The organism is Modestobacter sp. SSW1-42 (assembly GCF_046635825.1).
GTDB lineage: Bacteria > Actinomycetota > Actinomycetes > Mycobacteriales > Geodermatophilaceae > Modestobacter.
Window position 1 is genome coordinate 169,010 of record NZ_JBISCA010000002.1, and the last position, 15,289, is coordinate 184,298.

The 15,289-nt window shown below is 76.4% G+C and carries 11 protein-coding genes; 7 read left to right on the top strand and 4 right to left on the bottom strand.

From position 1 onward, the window contains the following. On the top strand, nucleotides 1-3,166 hold a 3,166-nt coding region (gene glgB, locus ACGBYP_RS06055), incomplete at its 5' end, for a 1,4-alpha-glucan branching protein GlgB (protein WP_411582375.1). Between the two features lie 155 nt (nucleotides 3,167-3,321). Continuing rightward, nucleotides 3,322-4,737, top strand: coding sequence for a neutral zinc metallopeptidase (locus ACGBYP_RS06060; protein WP_411582376.1), 1,416 nt, complete (start codon nucleotides 3,322-3,324; stop codon nucleotides 4,735-4,737). Nucleotides 4,738-4,866: 129 nt separating this feature from the next. Here ACGBYP_RS06060 and ACGBYP_RS06065 read toward each other — a convergent pair whose 3' ends face one another. Genes ACGBYP_RS06065 through ACGBYP_RS06080 form a run of 4 tightly spaced genes read right to left on the bottom strand, consistent with a single transcriptional unit; the run spans nucleotide 4,867 to nucleotide 9,151 of the window. Beyond that, nucleotides 4,867-5,847 carry a tetratricopeptide repeat protein gene (locus ACGBYP_RS06065; protein WP_411582377.1) on the bottom strand — a complete coding sequence of 327 codons (981 nt, stop codon included), beginning with the start codon at nucleotides 5,845-5,847 and terminating at the stop codon, nucleotides 4,867-4,869. Between the two features lie 42 nt (nucleotides 5,848-5,889). Further along, a complete protein-coding gene (locus tag ACGBYP_RS06070; protein ID WP_411582378.1) occupies nucleotides 5,890-6,405 on the bottom strand; it encodes a MarR family winged helix-turn-helix transcriptional regulator in 516 nt (171 codons plus the stop codon). 36 nt (nucleotides 6,406-6,441) lie between these two features. Continuing rightward, on the bottom strand, nucleotides 6,442-7,908 hold the full coding sequence (locus ACGBYP_RS06075) for a phytoene desaturase family protein (protein WP_411582379.1): 1,467 nt from the start codon (nucleotides 7,906-7,908) through the stop codon (nucleotides 6,442-6,444). Nucleotides 7,909-7,945: 37 nt separating this feature from the next. Beyond that, a complete protein-coding gene (locus ACGBYP_RS06080; RefSeq protein ID WP_411582380.1) occupies nucleotides 7,946-9,151 on the bottom strand; it encodes an acetyl-CoA C-acetyltransferase in 1,206 nt (401 codons plus the stop codon). A 310-nt stretch (nucleotides 9,152-9,461) separates the two neighbouring features. On the opposite strand from ACGBYP_RS06080, the gene mce reads away from it, so the two are divergent. The 5 genes from mce (at nucleotide 9,462) to ACGBYP_RS06105 (ending at nucleotide 15,284) form a co-directional block, all read left to right on the top strand. Beyond that, the gene (gene mce, locus ACGBYP_RS06085) at nucleotides 9,462-9,899 is read left to right on the top strand and encodes a methylmalonyl-CoA epimerase (protein ID WP_411582381.1); all 438 of its coding nucleotides are present in this window, start codon (nucleotides 9,462-9,464) and stop codon (nucleotides 9,897-9,899) included. Between the two features lie 123 nt (nucleotides 9,900-10,022). After that, nucleotides 10,023-11,369: a hypothetical protein gene (locus ACGBYP_RS06090; protein ID WP_411582382.1), complete on the top strand. Its 1,347-nt coding sequence runs from the start codon at nucleotides 10,023-10,025 to the stop codon at nucleotides 11,367-11,369. A 199-nt stretch (nucleotides 11,370-11,568) separates the two neighbouring features. Then, a complete protein-coding gene (locus ACGBYP_RS06095) occupies nucleotides 11,569-13,590 on the top strand; it encodes a hypothetical protein (RefSeq protein WP_411582383.1) in 2,022 nt (673 codons plus the stop codon). Nucleotides 13,591-13,803: 213 nt separating this feature from the next. Further along, nucleotides 13,804-14,553 carry a DUF4397 domain-containing protein gene (locus ACGBYP_RS06100; RefSeq protein WP_411582384.1) on the top strand — a complete coding sequence of 250 codons (750 nt, stop codon included), beginning with the start codon at nucleotides 13,804-13,806 and terminating at the stop codon, nucleotides 14,551-14,553. 47 nt (nucleotides 14,554-14,600) lie between these two features. Next, on the top strand, nucleotides 14,601-15,284 hold the full coding sequence (locus tag ACGBYP_RS06105; RefSeq protein ID WP_411582385.1) for a class F sortase: 684 nt from the start codon (nucleotides 14,601-14,603) through the stop codon (nucleotides 15,282-15,284). The last annotated feature ends 5 nt before the right edge of the window (nucleotides 15,285-15,289 follow it).

Consider the following 15,289-nt stretch of genomic DNA (forward strand, 5'->3'; position numbering starts at 1 on the left):
CGAGGCGGACGCGCCCCCGGCCCCGGCCAAGAAGGCCACCAAGCGCGCGGCGAAGAAGGCCGCCCCGGCCGCCGCCGAGGACGGCGCCCCCGCCGCCCCGGCCAAGCGCACCCGCAAGGCCGCCGCCAAGAAGGCCGGAGCCGTCGAGACGAACGAGCAGCCCGCCGGCAAGGACGAGCTGATGCGCGCGGTCGAGGAGACCACCGAGGCGGTGCGGGCAGCCGCCGAGGCGGACGCGCCCCCGGCCCCGGCCAAGAAGGCCACCAAGCGCGCGGCGAAGAAGGCCGCCCCGGCCGCCGCCGAGGACGGCGCCCCCGCCGCCCCGGCCAAGCGCACCCGCAAGGCCGCGGCCAAGAAGGTCACCGCCACCCCGGTGGTCGCGCCGGCACCGATCGCCCAGCCCGGCAACCCCGCGGCGCCCTCCGCCCCGCAGCCGGAGCCGCCGAGCCCCGACCCGGCCGAGCCGAACGAGCCGCAGGCGCCCGCCGACGGTGAGCACGCCGGCACCGGCGGCAGCTCGCCGGCCGACACCGCCTCCGAGCCCGGCGCCGAGCTGGTCCCCGACACCGTGCCCGAGCCCGCCGGCACCGAGTCGGCCGCGCCGACCACGGCGACGGACGACTCCACGGAGCCGGACACCACCGGCACCGACGTCCCGGCCACGGCCGGGGCCGCCGAGCCCGAGCCCGCGCCCGCGGTCTCCGGCGCCGAGGTCACCACCGCCGACCTGGTCACCAGCGAGGTCACCGACCTGCCGGCCGCTCCCGACGAGGCCCCTGAGCCCACCTCGACCGCCCTGGTCGAGGCGCTGCCCGACGGTGAGACGCCGGTCAGCACCTCGGTGCCGGCCGCCTCCACGCCGGCCGGCACGGAGGTCAGCCAGGAGGCGCTGGCCGCCGTCGTCGACGGCTGGTCCTACGACCCGCACGGCGTGCTCGGTGCCCACCGGCTGCCCGAGGGCTGGGCGGTGCGCACCCTGCGCCCGGACGCCGTCGCGGTGGCCGTGGTCGACCAGGACGGCACCCGCTACGAGGCACGGCAGGTGTTCCGGGGCGGCGTCTTCGAGGCGCGGCTCCCCCAGCAGCCCGGCGACTACCGGGTCGAGGTCGTCTACCCCGACGGCGCCGGCGGCACGAACACCTACACCGTCGACGACCCCTACCGCTGGCTGCCCACCCTGGGTCAGCTCGACCAGCACCTCATCCGTGAGGGCCGGCACGAGGAGCTGTGGAAGGTCCTGGGCGCGCACGTGCGCGGCTACGACACCCCCGGTGGCCGGGTCGAGGGCGTCTCCTTCGCCGTCTGGGCGCCCAACGCCCGCGGCGTGAAGGTCACCGGCGACTTCGACTACTGGGAGGCCCGCGCCTACCCGCTGCGCTCGCTGGGCTCCTCCGGCGTGTGGGAGATCTTCGTGCCCGGCGCCCAGGTGGGCACCCGGTACCGGTTCCACATCCTCGGCGCCGACGGCCAGTGGCTGGTCAAGAGCGACCCGATGGCCTTCGCCACCGAGGTGCCGCCGTCCAACGCCTCGGTCGTCACCGCGTCCTGGCACGAGTGGCAGGACGACGCGTGGCTGGCCAGCCGCGCCGAGGGCAACTGGCACGAGCGCCCGATGAGCGTCTACGAGGTGCACATCGGCTCCTGGCGACAGGGGCTGTCCTACCGCGAGCTCGCCGACGAACTGGTCGACTACGTCAAGGACGCCGGGTTCACCCACCTGGAGTTCCTGCCCGTCGCCGAGCACCCCTTCGGTGGGTCGTGGGGCTACCAGGTCACCTCCTACTACGCGCCCACCTCGCGCTTCGGCTCGCCCGACGACCTGCGCTACCTCATCGACCGCGCCCACCAGGCCGGCATCGGGGTCATCGTCGACTGGGTCCCCGGCCACTTCCCCAAGGACGAGTGGGCGCTGGGCCGCTTCGACGGCACCGCGCTGTACGAGCACGGCGACCCCCGCCGCGGCGAGCAGCTGGACTGGGGCACGTACGTGTTCGACTTCGGCCGCAGCGAGGTGCGCAACTTCCTCGTCGCCAACGCCCTGTACTGGCTCAAGGAGTTCCACGTCGACGGCATCCGCGTCGACGCGGTCGCCTCGATGCTGTACCTGGACTACTCCCGGCCCGACGGCCAGTGGACGCCGAACGAGTACGGCGGTCGCGAGAACCTCGAGGCCGTGGCGTTCCTGCAGGAGTTCAACGCCACCGTCTACCGCGAGGTCCCCGGCGCGATCACCATCGCCGAGGAGTCGACGTCCTGGCCCGGCGTCACCCGCCCCACGCACCTGGGCGGGCTGGGCTTCGGCTTCAAGTGGAACATGGGCTGGATGCACGACTCGCTGGACTACATGTCCACCGCGCCGATCTACCGCAGCTACCACCACAACCAGCTCACGTTCTCGCTGGTGTACGCCTTCTCCGAGAACTTCGTGCTGCCGATCAGCCACGACGAGGTCGTCTACGGCAAGGGCTCGCTGATCCGGAAGATGCCCGGTGACCGCTGGCAGCAGCTGGCCAACGTGCGGGCGTTCCTGGCCTTCATGTGGGCCCACCCGGGCAAGCAGCTGCTGTTCATGGGCTCGGAGTTCGGCCAGCTGTCGGAGTGGGCCGAGAGCCGCTCGCTGGACTGGTGGCACCTCGACGACCCGGCCCACCGGGGCGTGCTCGACCTGGTCCGCGACCTGAACACGGTGTACGCCGAGCACGAGGCGCTCTACACCCAGGACAACGACCCGGCCGGCTTCCAGTGGATCGACGCGAACGACAGCCAGGGCAACACGCTGACGTTCCTCCGCTACGGCAAGGACGGCCAGGCGCTGGCCTGCGTGGCCAACTTCTCCGGGCAGCCGCACACCGAGTACCGGATCGGCCTGCCCCGCGGCGGCCGGTGGCGCGAGGTCATCAACACCGACTTCGAGGGCTACGGCGGCTCGGGCTCGGGCAACCTCGGCGGCATCGAGGCGGTCCCGGAGTCCTGGCACGGGCAGCCGTGGTCGGCGACGCTGACCGCGCCGCCACTGGGCACCGTGTGGTTCGTGCACGAGGGCCCCGAGCCCGAGCTGCCGGACGACGGCGAGGCCGCCGACCCCGCGCAGATCGCCGCCGCCGAGGCGTCCGGCGACCTCGAGGCGGCCGGTCAGGTCGAGGTGGCCGAGCCCACCCAGGGCTGAGCGGAGCAGGCGTACGGGGCGGGGACCTGCGGGTCCCCGCCCCGTCGTCGTCCCGGGGCGGCCGGCGTCGGTCGCCCCACCTGCCGGGAGCGCGCCGGTCCGGCAGGATGGGGGCACAGCCGCCGGTGCCGGCGGCCCGGACCGATCGGGAGCCCATGTCCTCCACGCCCCGCCGGGCGCTGCGCCGCGCCGTGCTGGGTGCACTGGTCGCGTCGGTCGCGCTGACCGGCTGCGCGGCCACCCTGATCGAGGGCGTGGCAACCCCGGAGGCCGGCGCCCGCGCCGACGTCGCACCGGCGGACTTCCCGATCATCGGGGCCGCCGACGACGACGTCGACCGCGGCGCCCGCAACGCGCTGGCCGACCTGAACACCTACTGGGGCGAGCAGTTCCCCGAGACCTTCGGCCAGGAGTTCACCCCGCTCACCGGCGGCTACTTCTCCGTCGACCCCGACGACCTCGACCCCGCCCGCTACCCCAACGGCCAGATCGGGTGCGGGCAGGAGATCGAGGCGGTCACCGGCAACGCCTTCTACTGCTCGTCCGAGCCCGGCGAGCCCGGCGGCGACGCGATCCAGTACGACCGGGCCTTCCTCGGTGAGCTCGCCGACGGGTACGGCCGGTTCATCCCGGCCCTGGTCATGGCCCACGAGTTCGGCCACGCCGTGCAGGGGCGCGTCGGGTACCCGGTCGAGCGGTCGATCAACGTCGAGACCCAGGCCGACTGCTTCGCCGGCGCCTGGACGGCGTGGGTGGCCTCCGGAGCCGCCCCGCACAACTCCATCCGGCCCGGCGAGCTCGACGACGTCCTGCGCGGCTACCTGCTGTTGCGCGACCCGGTCGGCACCGGCACCCGCGAGGAGCAGGCCCACGGCTCGTACTTCGACCGGGTGTCGGCCTTCCAGCAGGGCTTCGACGACGGCCCGGTCGCCTGCCGCGACGAGTTCGGGGCCACCCGGCCCTTCACCCAGCAGCAGTTCCAGAGCGACCAGGACCTGCTGTCCGGCGGCAACGCCTCCTATCCGGAGACGGTCGGGACGATCATGCCCGAGGGCCTCGCGCAGTACTGGACGGCGACCCTGCAGGCCCGCGGCGTGACCTTCGAGCCGCCCGCTCTCCAGCCGTTCTCCGGCCGGGCACCCGAGTGCGACGGGGAGCAGCCCGACACCGACCTCGTGTACTGCCCCGCCGACCGGTCCGTCGGCTTCGACGAGACCGACCTCACCCAGCCGGTGTACGCCTCGGAGGAGGGCGGCGACTACGCCGTGGTGACCGCGGTGGCGATCCCCTACGGGCTGGCCGTCCGCGACCAGCTGGGCCTGTCCACCGAGGGTCCGGACGCCGTCCGGTCCGCGGTCTGCCTGGCCGGGGCGTTCACCCAGGGCGTGCGCAACGGGGAGACGACCGTCGTCATCTCCCCCGGCGACGTGGACGAGAGCGTGTCGTTCCTGCTGGAGTCCAGCGGCGACCCCTCGGTGCTGGGCGACAGCGGGCTCACCGGCTTCCAGCTGGTCGACGTCTTCCGCGGCGGGGTGTTCGAGGGTCTCCCCGCCTGCGACATCGGCGCCTGAGCCAGCACCGCCGACCGGCCGGGCGCCGGGCCGACGGTGATCAGGTCCCCTGATCGAACTCTGTCCCCCTGCACCAACGTCGGTGCAGGGGGACAGACGGTGATCAGGGGACCTGATCACCGTCCGGCCTCAGAACAGGGCGGCCATCAGGGCCCGGCGGGCGGGGGCGACCCGGGGGTCGTCGTCGCCGACGATGCCGAACAGGTCGATGAGGTGCGTGCGCGCCAGGTCCCGGTCCTCGCCGGCCGTGCGCCGGACGACGTCGAGCAGCCACGCGAAGGCCGCGTCGACGTCCCCGGTGCCGAGCAGGAAGTCCGCGGCACGGGTCTGGGCCGCGACGTCGTCGGGCGCGGCCTCGGCGGCGGCCAGCGCGTTCGGCCCGGCCTCCTCCGCCCGGCGGAACAGCTGGACCTGGCGCAGGGCGAGGCCCGCGACCGGGTGGTCGGGCTCGGTGTCCAGGATCGAGCGGTAGGCGGCCTCGGCCCCGGCGAGGTCCCCGGCGTCCAGCGCGGCCTCGGCGGCGTCCAGGCGCGGGTCCTCGGGCTCGGCGCCGTCGCCGTCCTCGGCGCCGGGCAGCGCGCCGCCGGAGGTGGCCGCGACGAGCTCGGTGATGAACTGCCGGGCCTGCTCCTCGGGGATGGCGCCGGTGAACTCGGTGACCAGCTGGCCCTGCCAGACGGCCTTGACCGCGGGGATGCCCTGCACGCGCAGGCCCTGGGCCAGCGCCGGGTTGGCGTCGACGTCGATCTTCGCGAGCACCCAGGTGCCGCCGCCCTCGGCGGCCAGCCGCTCGAGCACCGGTGACAGCTGCTTGCACGGCCCGCACCACTCGGCCCACAGGTCGAGCACGACCGGCACCTGGAACGACCGGTCGAGGACCTCGCTCTGGAAGGTCGCCTCGTCGACGTCGACCACGGCGCTGCCGGGGGCGCCGACGGGCGCGGCGGCGCTGGGCGGCGGCGCGGCCTGCGCACGGGCGGCCGCCTCGTTGCGCGCCTGGACCGCGGCGAGGTCGACCGCGCCGGCCAGCGAGGCCGCCATCCGTGCCTGCTGGGCAGCGGCGCGGGGGTCGGTGCGCGGAGCGGGACGAGCGGGACGGTTCGGCTGCATGACCTCGATCATCCCACCGCCGGGCAACCGGACGGGCCGGGGTCAGTCCGGTGGGGCGGCGACGTCCCCGGCGCCCAGGCGGATCTTGCGCAGCAGCTGGAAGAGGGTGTCGAGCTCGGCCTCGGTCAGGTCGGACATGCCGAAGTCCTGGCCGGTCACCGCCGCGGTCGCCGGCGGCACGACCTCCCGGCCGCGGTCGGTGATCGCGGCGAGCACGCCCCGGCCGTCGGCGGGGTTGGGCCGGCGCTCGACGTAGCCGGCCGCGACCAGCCGCTCGATGGCGTTGGTGACGCTGGTCGGGTGCACCATCAGCCGGCTGCCGATCACCTTCAGCGGCAGCGCCCCGGTGCGGGAGAAGGTCAGCAGCACGAGCACCTCGTAGCGGGCGAAGGTCAGCCGGTGCGGCTTGAGCGCCTCGTCGAAGTGCGAGATGAGGATCTGCTGCACCCGGAACACCGACGTCGCCGCGCGCATCGACCCGGCCGGGCCGAAACGCTCCTCCCACGTCTGCGCCGCGCGTTCGATCGGGTCGAACGGCAGGCCCAGCGGTCGCACCATGGCCGCGAGCCTAGGTGCCCGCCCCCGGGGGCCCGCTCAGAGCGCGGGCTTCAGCCGCGGCGCCCGCCGGATCCCGAACACCTCGCGCAGCGCCACCCGGGCGGCGTTGTCACCGCAGTGCCCGTGCACCGCCGGTCCCGGCGGGGTGGCCGCCGACGCCAGGTAGGTGCCGCGGACCGGGGTCTTGTAGGTGTTCCAGCGCGGCACCGGCCGGGCCAGCATCTGCCGCAGCGAGGCCTCGCCGTTGGAGATGTCGCCACCGACGTCGTTGGGGTTCCACTGCTGCATCTCCCCGGCGTGCATGGTGTGCCGGGCCAGGACGGTGTCGCGGAAGCCGGGGGCGAACCGCTCGACCTGGTCCTCGATCGCGTCGGTCATGTCGACCGTCGAGCCGTGCGGCACGTGCACGTAGGCCCAGAACACGTGCCCACCGGCCGGGGCGCGCGACGGGTCGACCACGGTCGGCTGGACGGCGAGCACGTAGGGCTTCTCGGCCAGCCGGCCGGCAGCGGGTGCGGCCTCGCCGGCGATGGTCTCCTCCATCGTGCCGGCCAGGTGCACGGTGCCGGCCCGGGCGACGTCGGGGTTGGTCCACGGCACCGGCTCCGACAGCGCCCAGTCGACCTTGAAGACGCCGGGACCGTGCGAGTACCGCTGCACCCAGCGCCGGTAGCCGTCGGGGACCTGGTTGCCGGCCATCGCGACGAACGCACCGGGCGAGGTGTCCAGCAGCACCGCCGGGACGCCGGCGAACTCGCGCAGGTCGGAGACCTCGTGCCCGGTGACCACCTCGCCGCCCTGCTGCTCCAGCGCGGTGACCATCGCGTCGGCGACCACCTGCGAGCCGCCCTCGATGACCGGCCAGCCGTTGTGGTGGCTCATCATCCCCAGGAACATGCCCAGCGCCGCGGTCAGCGGGCGGGACAGGTCGAGCATCCCGTGCGCGGCCGCGCCGGCCAGCAGGGCCTTCGCGGCGTCGTCCTCGAAGTACCGTTCGGCCAGCCACTTCACGTTGGGCAGCCCCTGCAGCCCGAAGCTGGCCACCGCCAGCGGGCTCTTGAGCGGCAGCCGCCGGAAGGCCGAGGTCAGGAAGAACTCGGTGATGTCGTCGGCGTGGGCCAGCAGCGGCGCGAACAGCCGCCGGTAGCCGTCGCCGTCCCGGCCCAGCCCCTGGGCGGTCTGCTCCAGCGAGTGGTGCGACAGCGCCGCGCGGCCGCCGTCCAGCGGGTGGGCGAAGTTGATCTCGGGCTGCAGGACGTTGACCCCGCGGCTGGCCAGGTCGAACTCGCGGAAGAACGGCGCGGTGGCGGCCATCGGGTGCACGGTGGAGCAGATGTCGTGCTGGTAGCCCGGCAGCGTCACCTCCTCGGTGCGCAGCCCGCCGCCGGCCCGGTCACCGCGCTCCACGACCTGCACCCGCAGGCCGGCGGCGGCCAGCCGCAGGGCGGCGGCCAGCCCGTTGGGGCCGGCTCCGACGACGACAGCGTCCGGGGTCCCGTTCACGCGGCCATCCTCCCCGCGTACGGTCCCGCCCGCCCGGTCAGGTGCGGGCGGGGACGTGCAGCAGCAGCGCGTCGCCCTGCCCGCCGCCGCCGCACAGCGCGGCGGCCCCGACCCCGCCGCCGCGGCGGCCGAGCTCGAGCACCAGGTCCAGCACGATCCGCGCGCCGCTCATCCCGACCGGGTGGCCGAGCGCGATCGCGCCGCCGTTGGGGTTGACCTTGGCCGGGTCGATGCCCAGCTCGCGGGTGGAGACGATGGCGACCGCGGCGAAGGCCTCGTTGAACTCGACCAGGTCCAGCTCGGCGGGGTCGATGCCCTCGCGCTCGCACGCGCGCTGCACGGCGCGGGAGGGCTGGGTCTGCAGGGTGGCGTCGGGGCCGGCGACGACGCCGTGCGCGCCGATCTCGGCCAGCACCGTGCACCCCAGCTCGGCCGCCTTCGCCGCGGACATGACCACGACCGCGCAGGCGCCGTCGGAGATCTGGGACGCCGACGCCGCCGTGATCGTGCCGTCGGCGGCGAAGGCCGGCTTCAGCCGGGCCAGGCTCTCGACGGTGGTGTCCGGGCGGATGCCCTCGTCGGCGCGGACCTCGATCGGGTCGCCCTTGCGCTGCGGCACGAGGACCGGGGTGATCTCGGCGTCGAAGGTGCCGTCCTTCGCCGCCCGGGCCGCCTTCTGGTGGCTCGCGGCGGCGTAGGCGTCCTGCTCCTCGCGGGTCAGCCCGTAGCGGCTGTTGGCCGCCTCGGTGAGCTCGCCCATGGCGACCTGGTCGAAGGTGTCGGTGAGCCCGTCGTGGGCCATCGCGTCGACCAGCGTCGCGTCGCCGAACCGGGTGCCGGTGCGCGAGCCCTTCAGCAGGTGCGGCGCCTGGGACATCGACTCCATGCCGCCGGCGACGACGACGTCGAACTCCCCGGCCCGGATCAGCTGGTCGGCCAGCGCGATCGCGTCCAGCCCGGACAGGCAGACCTTGTTCAGCGTGAACGAGGGCACCGACATCGGGATGCCACCGGCCACGGCGGCCGGGCGGGCGGGGTTCTGCCCGGCGCCGGCCTGGAGGACCTGGCCCATGATCACGTAGTCGACCTGGTCGCCGGTGACCCCGGCCCGCTCGAGCGCGGCCCTGATCGCGATGCCGCCGAGGTCGGCGGCGGAGAGGTCCGTGAAGGCGCCGAGCAGGCGGCCCATGGGGGTGCGGGCACCCCCGACGATCACGGACCGGGGACGGGTGGGCTGGCTCATCAGGGCTCCAGGTGCTCCGGTCGCCGCCGTTGGCGACCGCTCTCCGCGGACACCGCGACCGTTCCGGGTCGTCGGCGCGCTGAGGATAACGAGCAGCGACCGGCGGCGACCAGCCTCCGGTCCCCCTGGCGGACACCGGGTGCGCCTCTCGGACGCCGGTCACCGACGCCGAGCCACCGCCCTGCTGGAGCCCCTCGCCCGCTGGTGGAGGACCTGGCCGCCCCCACCGTCCGCCGGCTCGTGGCGGGACCCTGCAGCCAGGCCGGTCCTGCCCTGCCCCGGTCGACGCGGGGACGGCAGGATGCGGGGGGTGACCGCCACCCCCGCCGACGACCTGTTCACCACGATCGACCACGTGGGCATCGCGGTGCCCGACCTGGACGTCGCGATCGCGTTCTACGCGCAGACGCTCGGCGTGCACTCGGTGCACGAGGAGACCAACGAGGAGCAGGGCGTGCGCGAGGCGATGCTGGCCGTCGGCGATGGGACGACGCGCATCCAGCTGCTCGCCCCGCTGACCCCCGAGTCGACGATCGCGCGCTTCATCGGCCGGTCGGGCCCGGGGCTGCAGCAGCTGGCGTTCCGGGTCACCGACGTCGAGGCGGCCGCCGACGTGCTGCGCGGCCGCGGCCTGCGACTGCTCTACGACGAGCCCCGCCGCGGCACCGCCGGCAGCCGGGTCAACTTCGTGCACCCGAAGGACGCCGGGGGCGTGCTGATCGAGCTCGTGGAGCCTGCCGCGCACTGACCGTGACGCCCCTGGGACGGGCAGCGACCGCCGGGTCGGAGCCGCCCTGCCGTCGGCCGGAGTCGGCTGTGAGAGGTCCGGACCACAGTGCCCCGGAGCCGTCCGCAATGCGAGGATGACCGCATGAGCGACCCCCGCGACGACCAGCTCACGTTCCGCGAGAGCGCACCCACCTTCGACGTGGTGCGCAAGGGTTACGACCGGGAACAGGTGGCCGAGACGCTCGCCGGACTGGACGCCGACCTGCGGGTCGCGCTGGCCGACCGCGACGCGGCCGTCTCCCGGTCGGCCGACCTGGCCCGCCAGCTGCAGGCCCTGCACGGCGAGGCCGAGGCGCTGCGCCGCCGCGCGGCCAGCGCCAGCGCCCCCACGTTCGAGAACATGGGCGAGCGCATCTCCAACATGCTCCAGCTGGCCCAGGACGAGGCCGCGGAGATCCGCCGGTCCGCGCAGGAGCAGGCCGCCGCCCTGCAGGCCGCGGTGGCCGCCGAGGTCGACGCCGTCCGCGAGCGGGTCGCCGGTGAGGAGCGGGCCCTGGGCGAGCGGTCCGCCGCCAGCCAGGCCGAGGCCGAGCGGCTGGTCTTCGAGGCCCGCCAGCACGCCGAGCAGATCTCCGCCGTCGCCCAGGCCCGGGCCGACGACCTGGTCAACAAGGCCCGGGAGCGCGCCGCGCAGCTCGACGCCGACTCCCAGGCCCGCCGCACCAAGGTCGAGCAGGACTTCGAGATCGCCCAGCGGGCGCGCCGCACCGAGGCCGCCCGGTTGGAGGAGGAGCGCGAGCAGGCCTCCGTCGCCGCCGCCCAGCAGCGGGTCGCCGCTGCCGACGCGCACGCCGCCCGCACGGTCGCCGAGGCCGACGCCTCGGCCGTCGAGATCCGCCGGATCCGGGACGACGTGACCCGGCGGCTGGCCGACGTCCGCACGCTGCTCGGGCAGCTGCCCGACCTGGCCGACCAGCCGCAGCAGGCACCCGCGCAGGCCACCGCGCAGGCCACCGCGCAGGCCGGGCCCGCCCCCGCCGACGGGGCAGCCGGGGCCCCGGCCGCCGAGCAGCCCGAGCAGCCCGCCGCCGAGCCGGCTGCCGCGCAGGCACCCGCCGCGCAGCCCGCGGCCCGGGAGGCCACCGCGGAGGTCGCGACCGCCGACCTCCCGGCCGAGCCGGCCGCCGCGCCGGAGCGCCCCCAGGAGCAGCCGGTCGCGGCGCAGACCCAGGAGGTCCGGGTCCCGGCGCCGTTCGGCACCTCCGCACCGGCCGAGGCGCCGGCCGCGCCCCGCCAGGCCGGTCGCACGCCCACCCCGGCGCACCCGACGTCGCAGGCGGCGCAGGGCCCGGTGACCGCCGAGCGCGTCGCCGCCCAGGGCGCCCGGCAGACCCCGCCGGTGCCCGCCCGGGCCGCCCGCACCCAGCCCCCGGCCGCTCCCCCGCTGCCCGCGCCCACCGGCGGGCCGGCGGCCCCGAACCGGGGCTGACCGCACCACAGCCGCTCCCCACGGACCCGCCGGGCACACTGCCCGGCGGGTCCGTGTGCGTTGCGTGGCGCCACGCCACAGGTCCGCGGTGGGCATCCGGCAGCAGACCGGGCACCATCGGTCCACGACGTCGGCCCACCGCACCGCACCGGTGCGCCCGTCGCCGCAGCAGCCGCACCGAGCGCCGGAGGAGGTCACCGTGGCCGAGCCGACCGACCCCGGCGCCACCGTCACCGGCCAGGACGGCGGTCCCCGGGCGGCCCGCGACGCCGCGCCCCACACCGTCCCCGGTCGCCGCAGCCGCCGCGCCCGGCAGCCCGCCGAGGCGCCCCCCGTCCGGCCCTCGTCGTCCGTCGCGGTGAGCACGGGCGCCGTCGACGGGCCGGGGTCCGCCGCGGCCCCGCCGGCCGTCCAGCGGCGCGCCCGGCACCGGGCGGCCCGGCAGCCGTGGCCGGAGCGGGTGCGGGTCGGCCTGCTGTGGCCGCTGTTCGCCCTGGTCGTGGTCGGGCTGGTGGGTGCCCGGATGCTGCGCGGGCTCCCGCTCCCGGGCGACGGCGACCTCGCCGCACCCGCCTTCGCCCTCTCCCGCGGCACGGCCGACCTCGCCCCGCTGTCCCCGGAGGGGCTGGCCGCCGTGCACGCCGCGGTCTACGCGACGGTGACCCGGGCGTTCGAGCGCTCCGCCACCCTCGTCGCCGCCGAGCGGGAGCTGCTGCTGGTGGTCCTCGTGGTCAGCGCCGCCCTGCTCTGGCGCACCGCGCGCCGGCTCGGCGTCCCCGACGCCGGGTGCGCGCTCGGCGTGCTGGCCTTCGGCGCACTGCCGGTGCTGGTGCCGCTGCACGCCGTCGCCACCCCGGCCGCGCTGGCCGTGCCGTGGCTGCTGCTGGCCGGATGGCTGCTGACCAACTGGCTGCGCCCGGCCGGCGACCACGAGGCGGGCGGCTCGCTGCGCGGCCGGGTGCCCGTCGCGGTCGGGCTGCTCGCCGCCGTCGCCGTCGTGCTGGCCGTGCTGCTGGCCCCTGACGTGCTGCTCCTGCTGGTCGCCGGGCTGGCGACCGCCGCCGCCGGGCGGGGCGACCCCGCGCGGCGAGCCGCGGTGGCCGCCGGTGGCGTGCTGCTGCTGACCGGTGGGCGGGCGCTGGTCGAGCGCTGGGCGCCCGAGGCCGCCGACCCGGCCCGCTGGGGCGCCGACCGCACCGGCGTGCTGGTGACGACCGGCGTCCTGCTCGCCGTGGGCGTGCTGGCCACCCTGCTGCTCCCCCGCCGGCGCCCGCTGGGCGTCGCCCTGGCCGCCGCCGCGCTGCTGTCGGTCGCACCGCCCTCGCAGCGGGTCGCGGCACTGCTCGTGGCCCTGCCGGTGGCCGCGCTGCTCGTGGCCGCACTCGGCACGCTCGCCGCCGCGCACCTGGGGCGGCCGGTGCTGGTGCGCCCGCGGGCCCGGCTGGTCGCCGGGCTGGCCGGGGCGCTGGCCCTGGTCGTCCTGGGTGCGCTCGCCGCGACCAGCCTGTCCCGCACCCCGCGCAGCGACTTCGGTGCCGCGGCCGACGCGCAGCTGGTCGACTGGCTGGACGGGCAGCTGCCCGACGACGCCGTCGTCACGGCCGACCCCCGGCTGACCACGGAACTGGTGCACGCCGGCGCCGACCCCGACCGGGTGCTGCCCGGCGCCGAGCTCCCGGTGCCCGCCTCGACCGGGCTCACCGCCCCGGTCCTGCAGATCACCTCCGGCACCGCGCCCGCCGGCGGCACGCCGGTCGCCCGGTTCGGCGCGGACGGCGGCCTCGTCGTCACCGACCCGCAGGCGGTCACCCCCACACCCGAGCAGCTGGCGGCCCGCCAGCAGCTGGGCGCGGCCCTGCTGGCCAACCCGACCAACCGGTTCCCCGCCGCCGACGCCGACCTGCTGACCCAGGGACGGGTCGACCCGCGGCTGCTGACGCTGCTGGCCGGCATCGGCGCGCAGTTCGGGGTCGGGGTCGGATCGCTGCCCGCCGTCCCCGGTGAGCCGGGCGACGCCCCGGTGCGGCAGGCGGTCCTCACCACCGTGGGCGGGACGCAGCTGGCCGACGACCCGGCCGCCACCGAGCGCCTCCGCGGCTGGCTCGGCGCACAGCATGAGCCCTACGTGCCCGACCGCGTCACGGCGGTGCCCGGCGGGCTGCTGATCGGCTACGCCCTGGCGAGGGACCCGGACGCGCTCGTCACCGCCCCCCGGCGTTGATCACCCTGCGTCGATGACCGCGGACTCGGCGTGCGGGATCCCGGTCACTCGGGTACACCAGGACGGACCGGCCACCGTGATCGAAGGAGCTCCATGTCCCGGCTCACCCGAGTCCCCCTGCTCGCCCTGCTGTGTGCAGGGCTGTGCGCGCTCGGACTCCCAGCCGCCTCGGCAGCTCCGACGCCCGGCTCGGACACCGGTCTGGTCCGGATGATGCACCTGTCCCCGGACACCCCCTCGGTCGACGCCTACATCGACTCGGTGTCCGCACCGGGCACCGGTGTCGTGCTGCCCGGCGTGAGCTACGGCGACGTCTCCCCGTACCAGCAGGTCCCGGCCGGCACCTACACGGTGAGCGCACGCGGCGCCGGCGCCGACCCGTCGAGCCCGCCGGTGCTGGCGACGACGGTCACGGTCGCCGGCGGGACCGCCACCACCATCGCCGGCGTCGGGTACTTCGCCGACCTGGGCTTCGCCGTCCTGCCCGACGACCTCACCCTGCCCCCGGCCGGCCAGTCGCGCGCCCGGGTCATCAACGCCGCGGCCACCGGATCGCCGGTCGACCTGTCCCTGGGCACCGACACGTCCCTGGCCCGCGGGCTGACCTTCGCCGACAACACCGACTACGTCGACATCCCGGGTGGCGCCGAGACGCTGGAGGTCGCCCCGGCCGACGGCGCCCCCGCCGACCTGCCGGTCGACCTGGCGGCGGGCTCGGTCTACACGGTCCTGGTGCTCGACCGCAGCAACGGTGGGCTGTCGGTCTCCACCGAGCTCGACGCCGCCAGCCCGGGCGTCGTCCCGGTCGGCGGGGTCGAGGCCGGTGCCGGTGGCGCGGCTGCCGACGGCGGCGTGCCGGCCGGCCCGCTGGCGCTGGCCGGCCTCGCGGTCGGCCTGCTGCTGCTCACGCTGCGCAGCCGGCTCCCCCGCCGCGGGCACGAGCCGCGGCACCTCGCGGCCTGACGCCCGTGCCGGAGGGCCCCGACCGGGCGCCGGAGGGAGCGACCCGGGTGCCCGCCGTGCTGGCCCGGGTGGCGGACGGCGGGGGCACCGTCCGCCCGGCGCGGGTCGAGGGCCGGCACCGCCGGCCGCCCCGCCGCGGCGTGGTCGTGCTGCGGGTGCTGCTCGTCGTCGTCGCGCTCGCCGCGGGCGCGGTGGCCCTCGTGTCGGGCACCGGCAGCGAACCGGTCGTGCCCGCGGCGGCCGAGGCGCCGCCGGCGCCGGTGGTGCGCACCGGCACGGTCGCCGACGCGGTCGCCGCGCCCGTGCAGGTCACCGTCCCGGCGATCGACCTCGACACCGACCTGGTCGGCATCGGCGTGGACGCCGCCGGCGCCCTCCTCCCGCCCGCCGACTTCGACCAGGCCGGCTGGTTCTCCGCCGGCCCCGCACCCGGCGACGTGGGGCCGGCGGTCCTGGCCGGGCACGTCGACGACCGGTCGGGGCCGGCGGTGTTCTTCCGGCTGGAGGAGCTCGTCCCCGGCGACGAGGTGCTGGTGACCCGCAGCGACGGCCGGCGCGTGGCCTTCACCGTCACCGAGGTGGCCGCCTACCCGAAGACGGCGTTCCCGACCACCGAGGTGTACGGCCCGACCACCGGCGCGGAGCTGCGGCTGATCACCTGCGGCGGCACCTTCGACCGCAGCCGCCGCAGCTACACCGACAACGTCGTGGTCTACGCCCGCGCGGCCTGAGGACA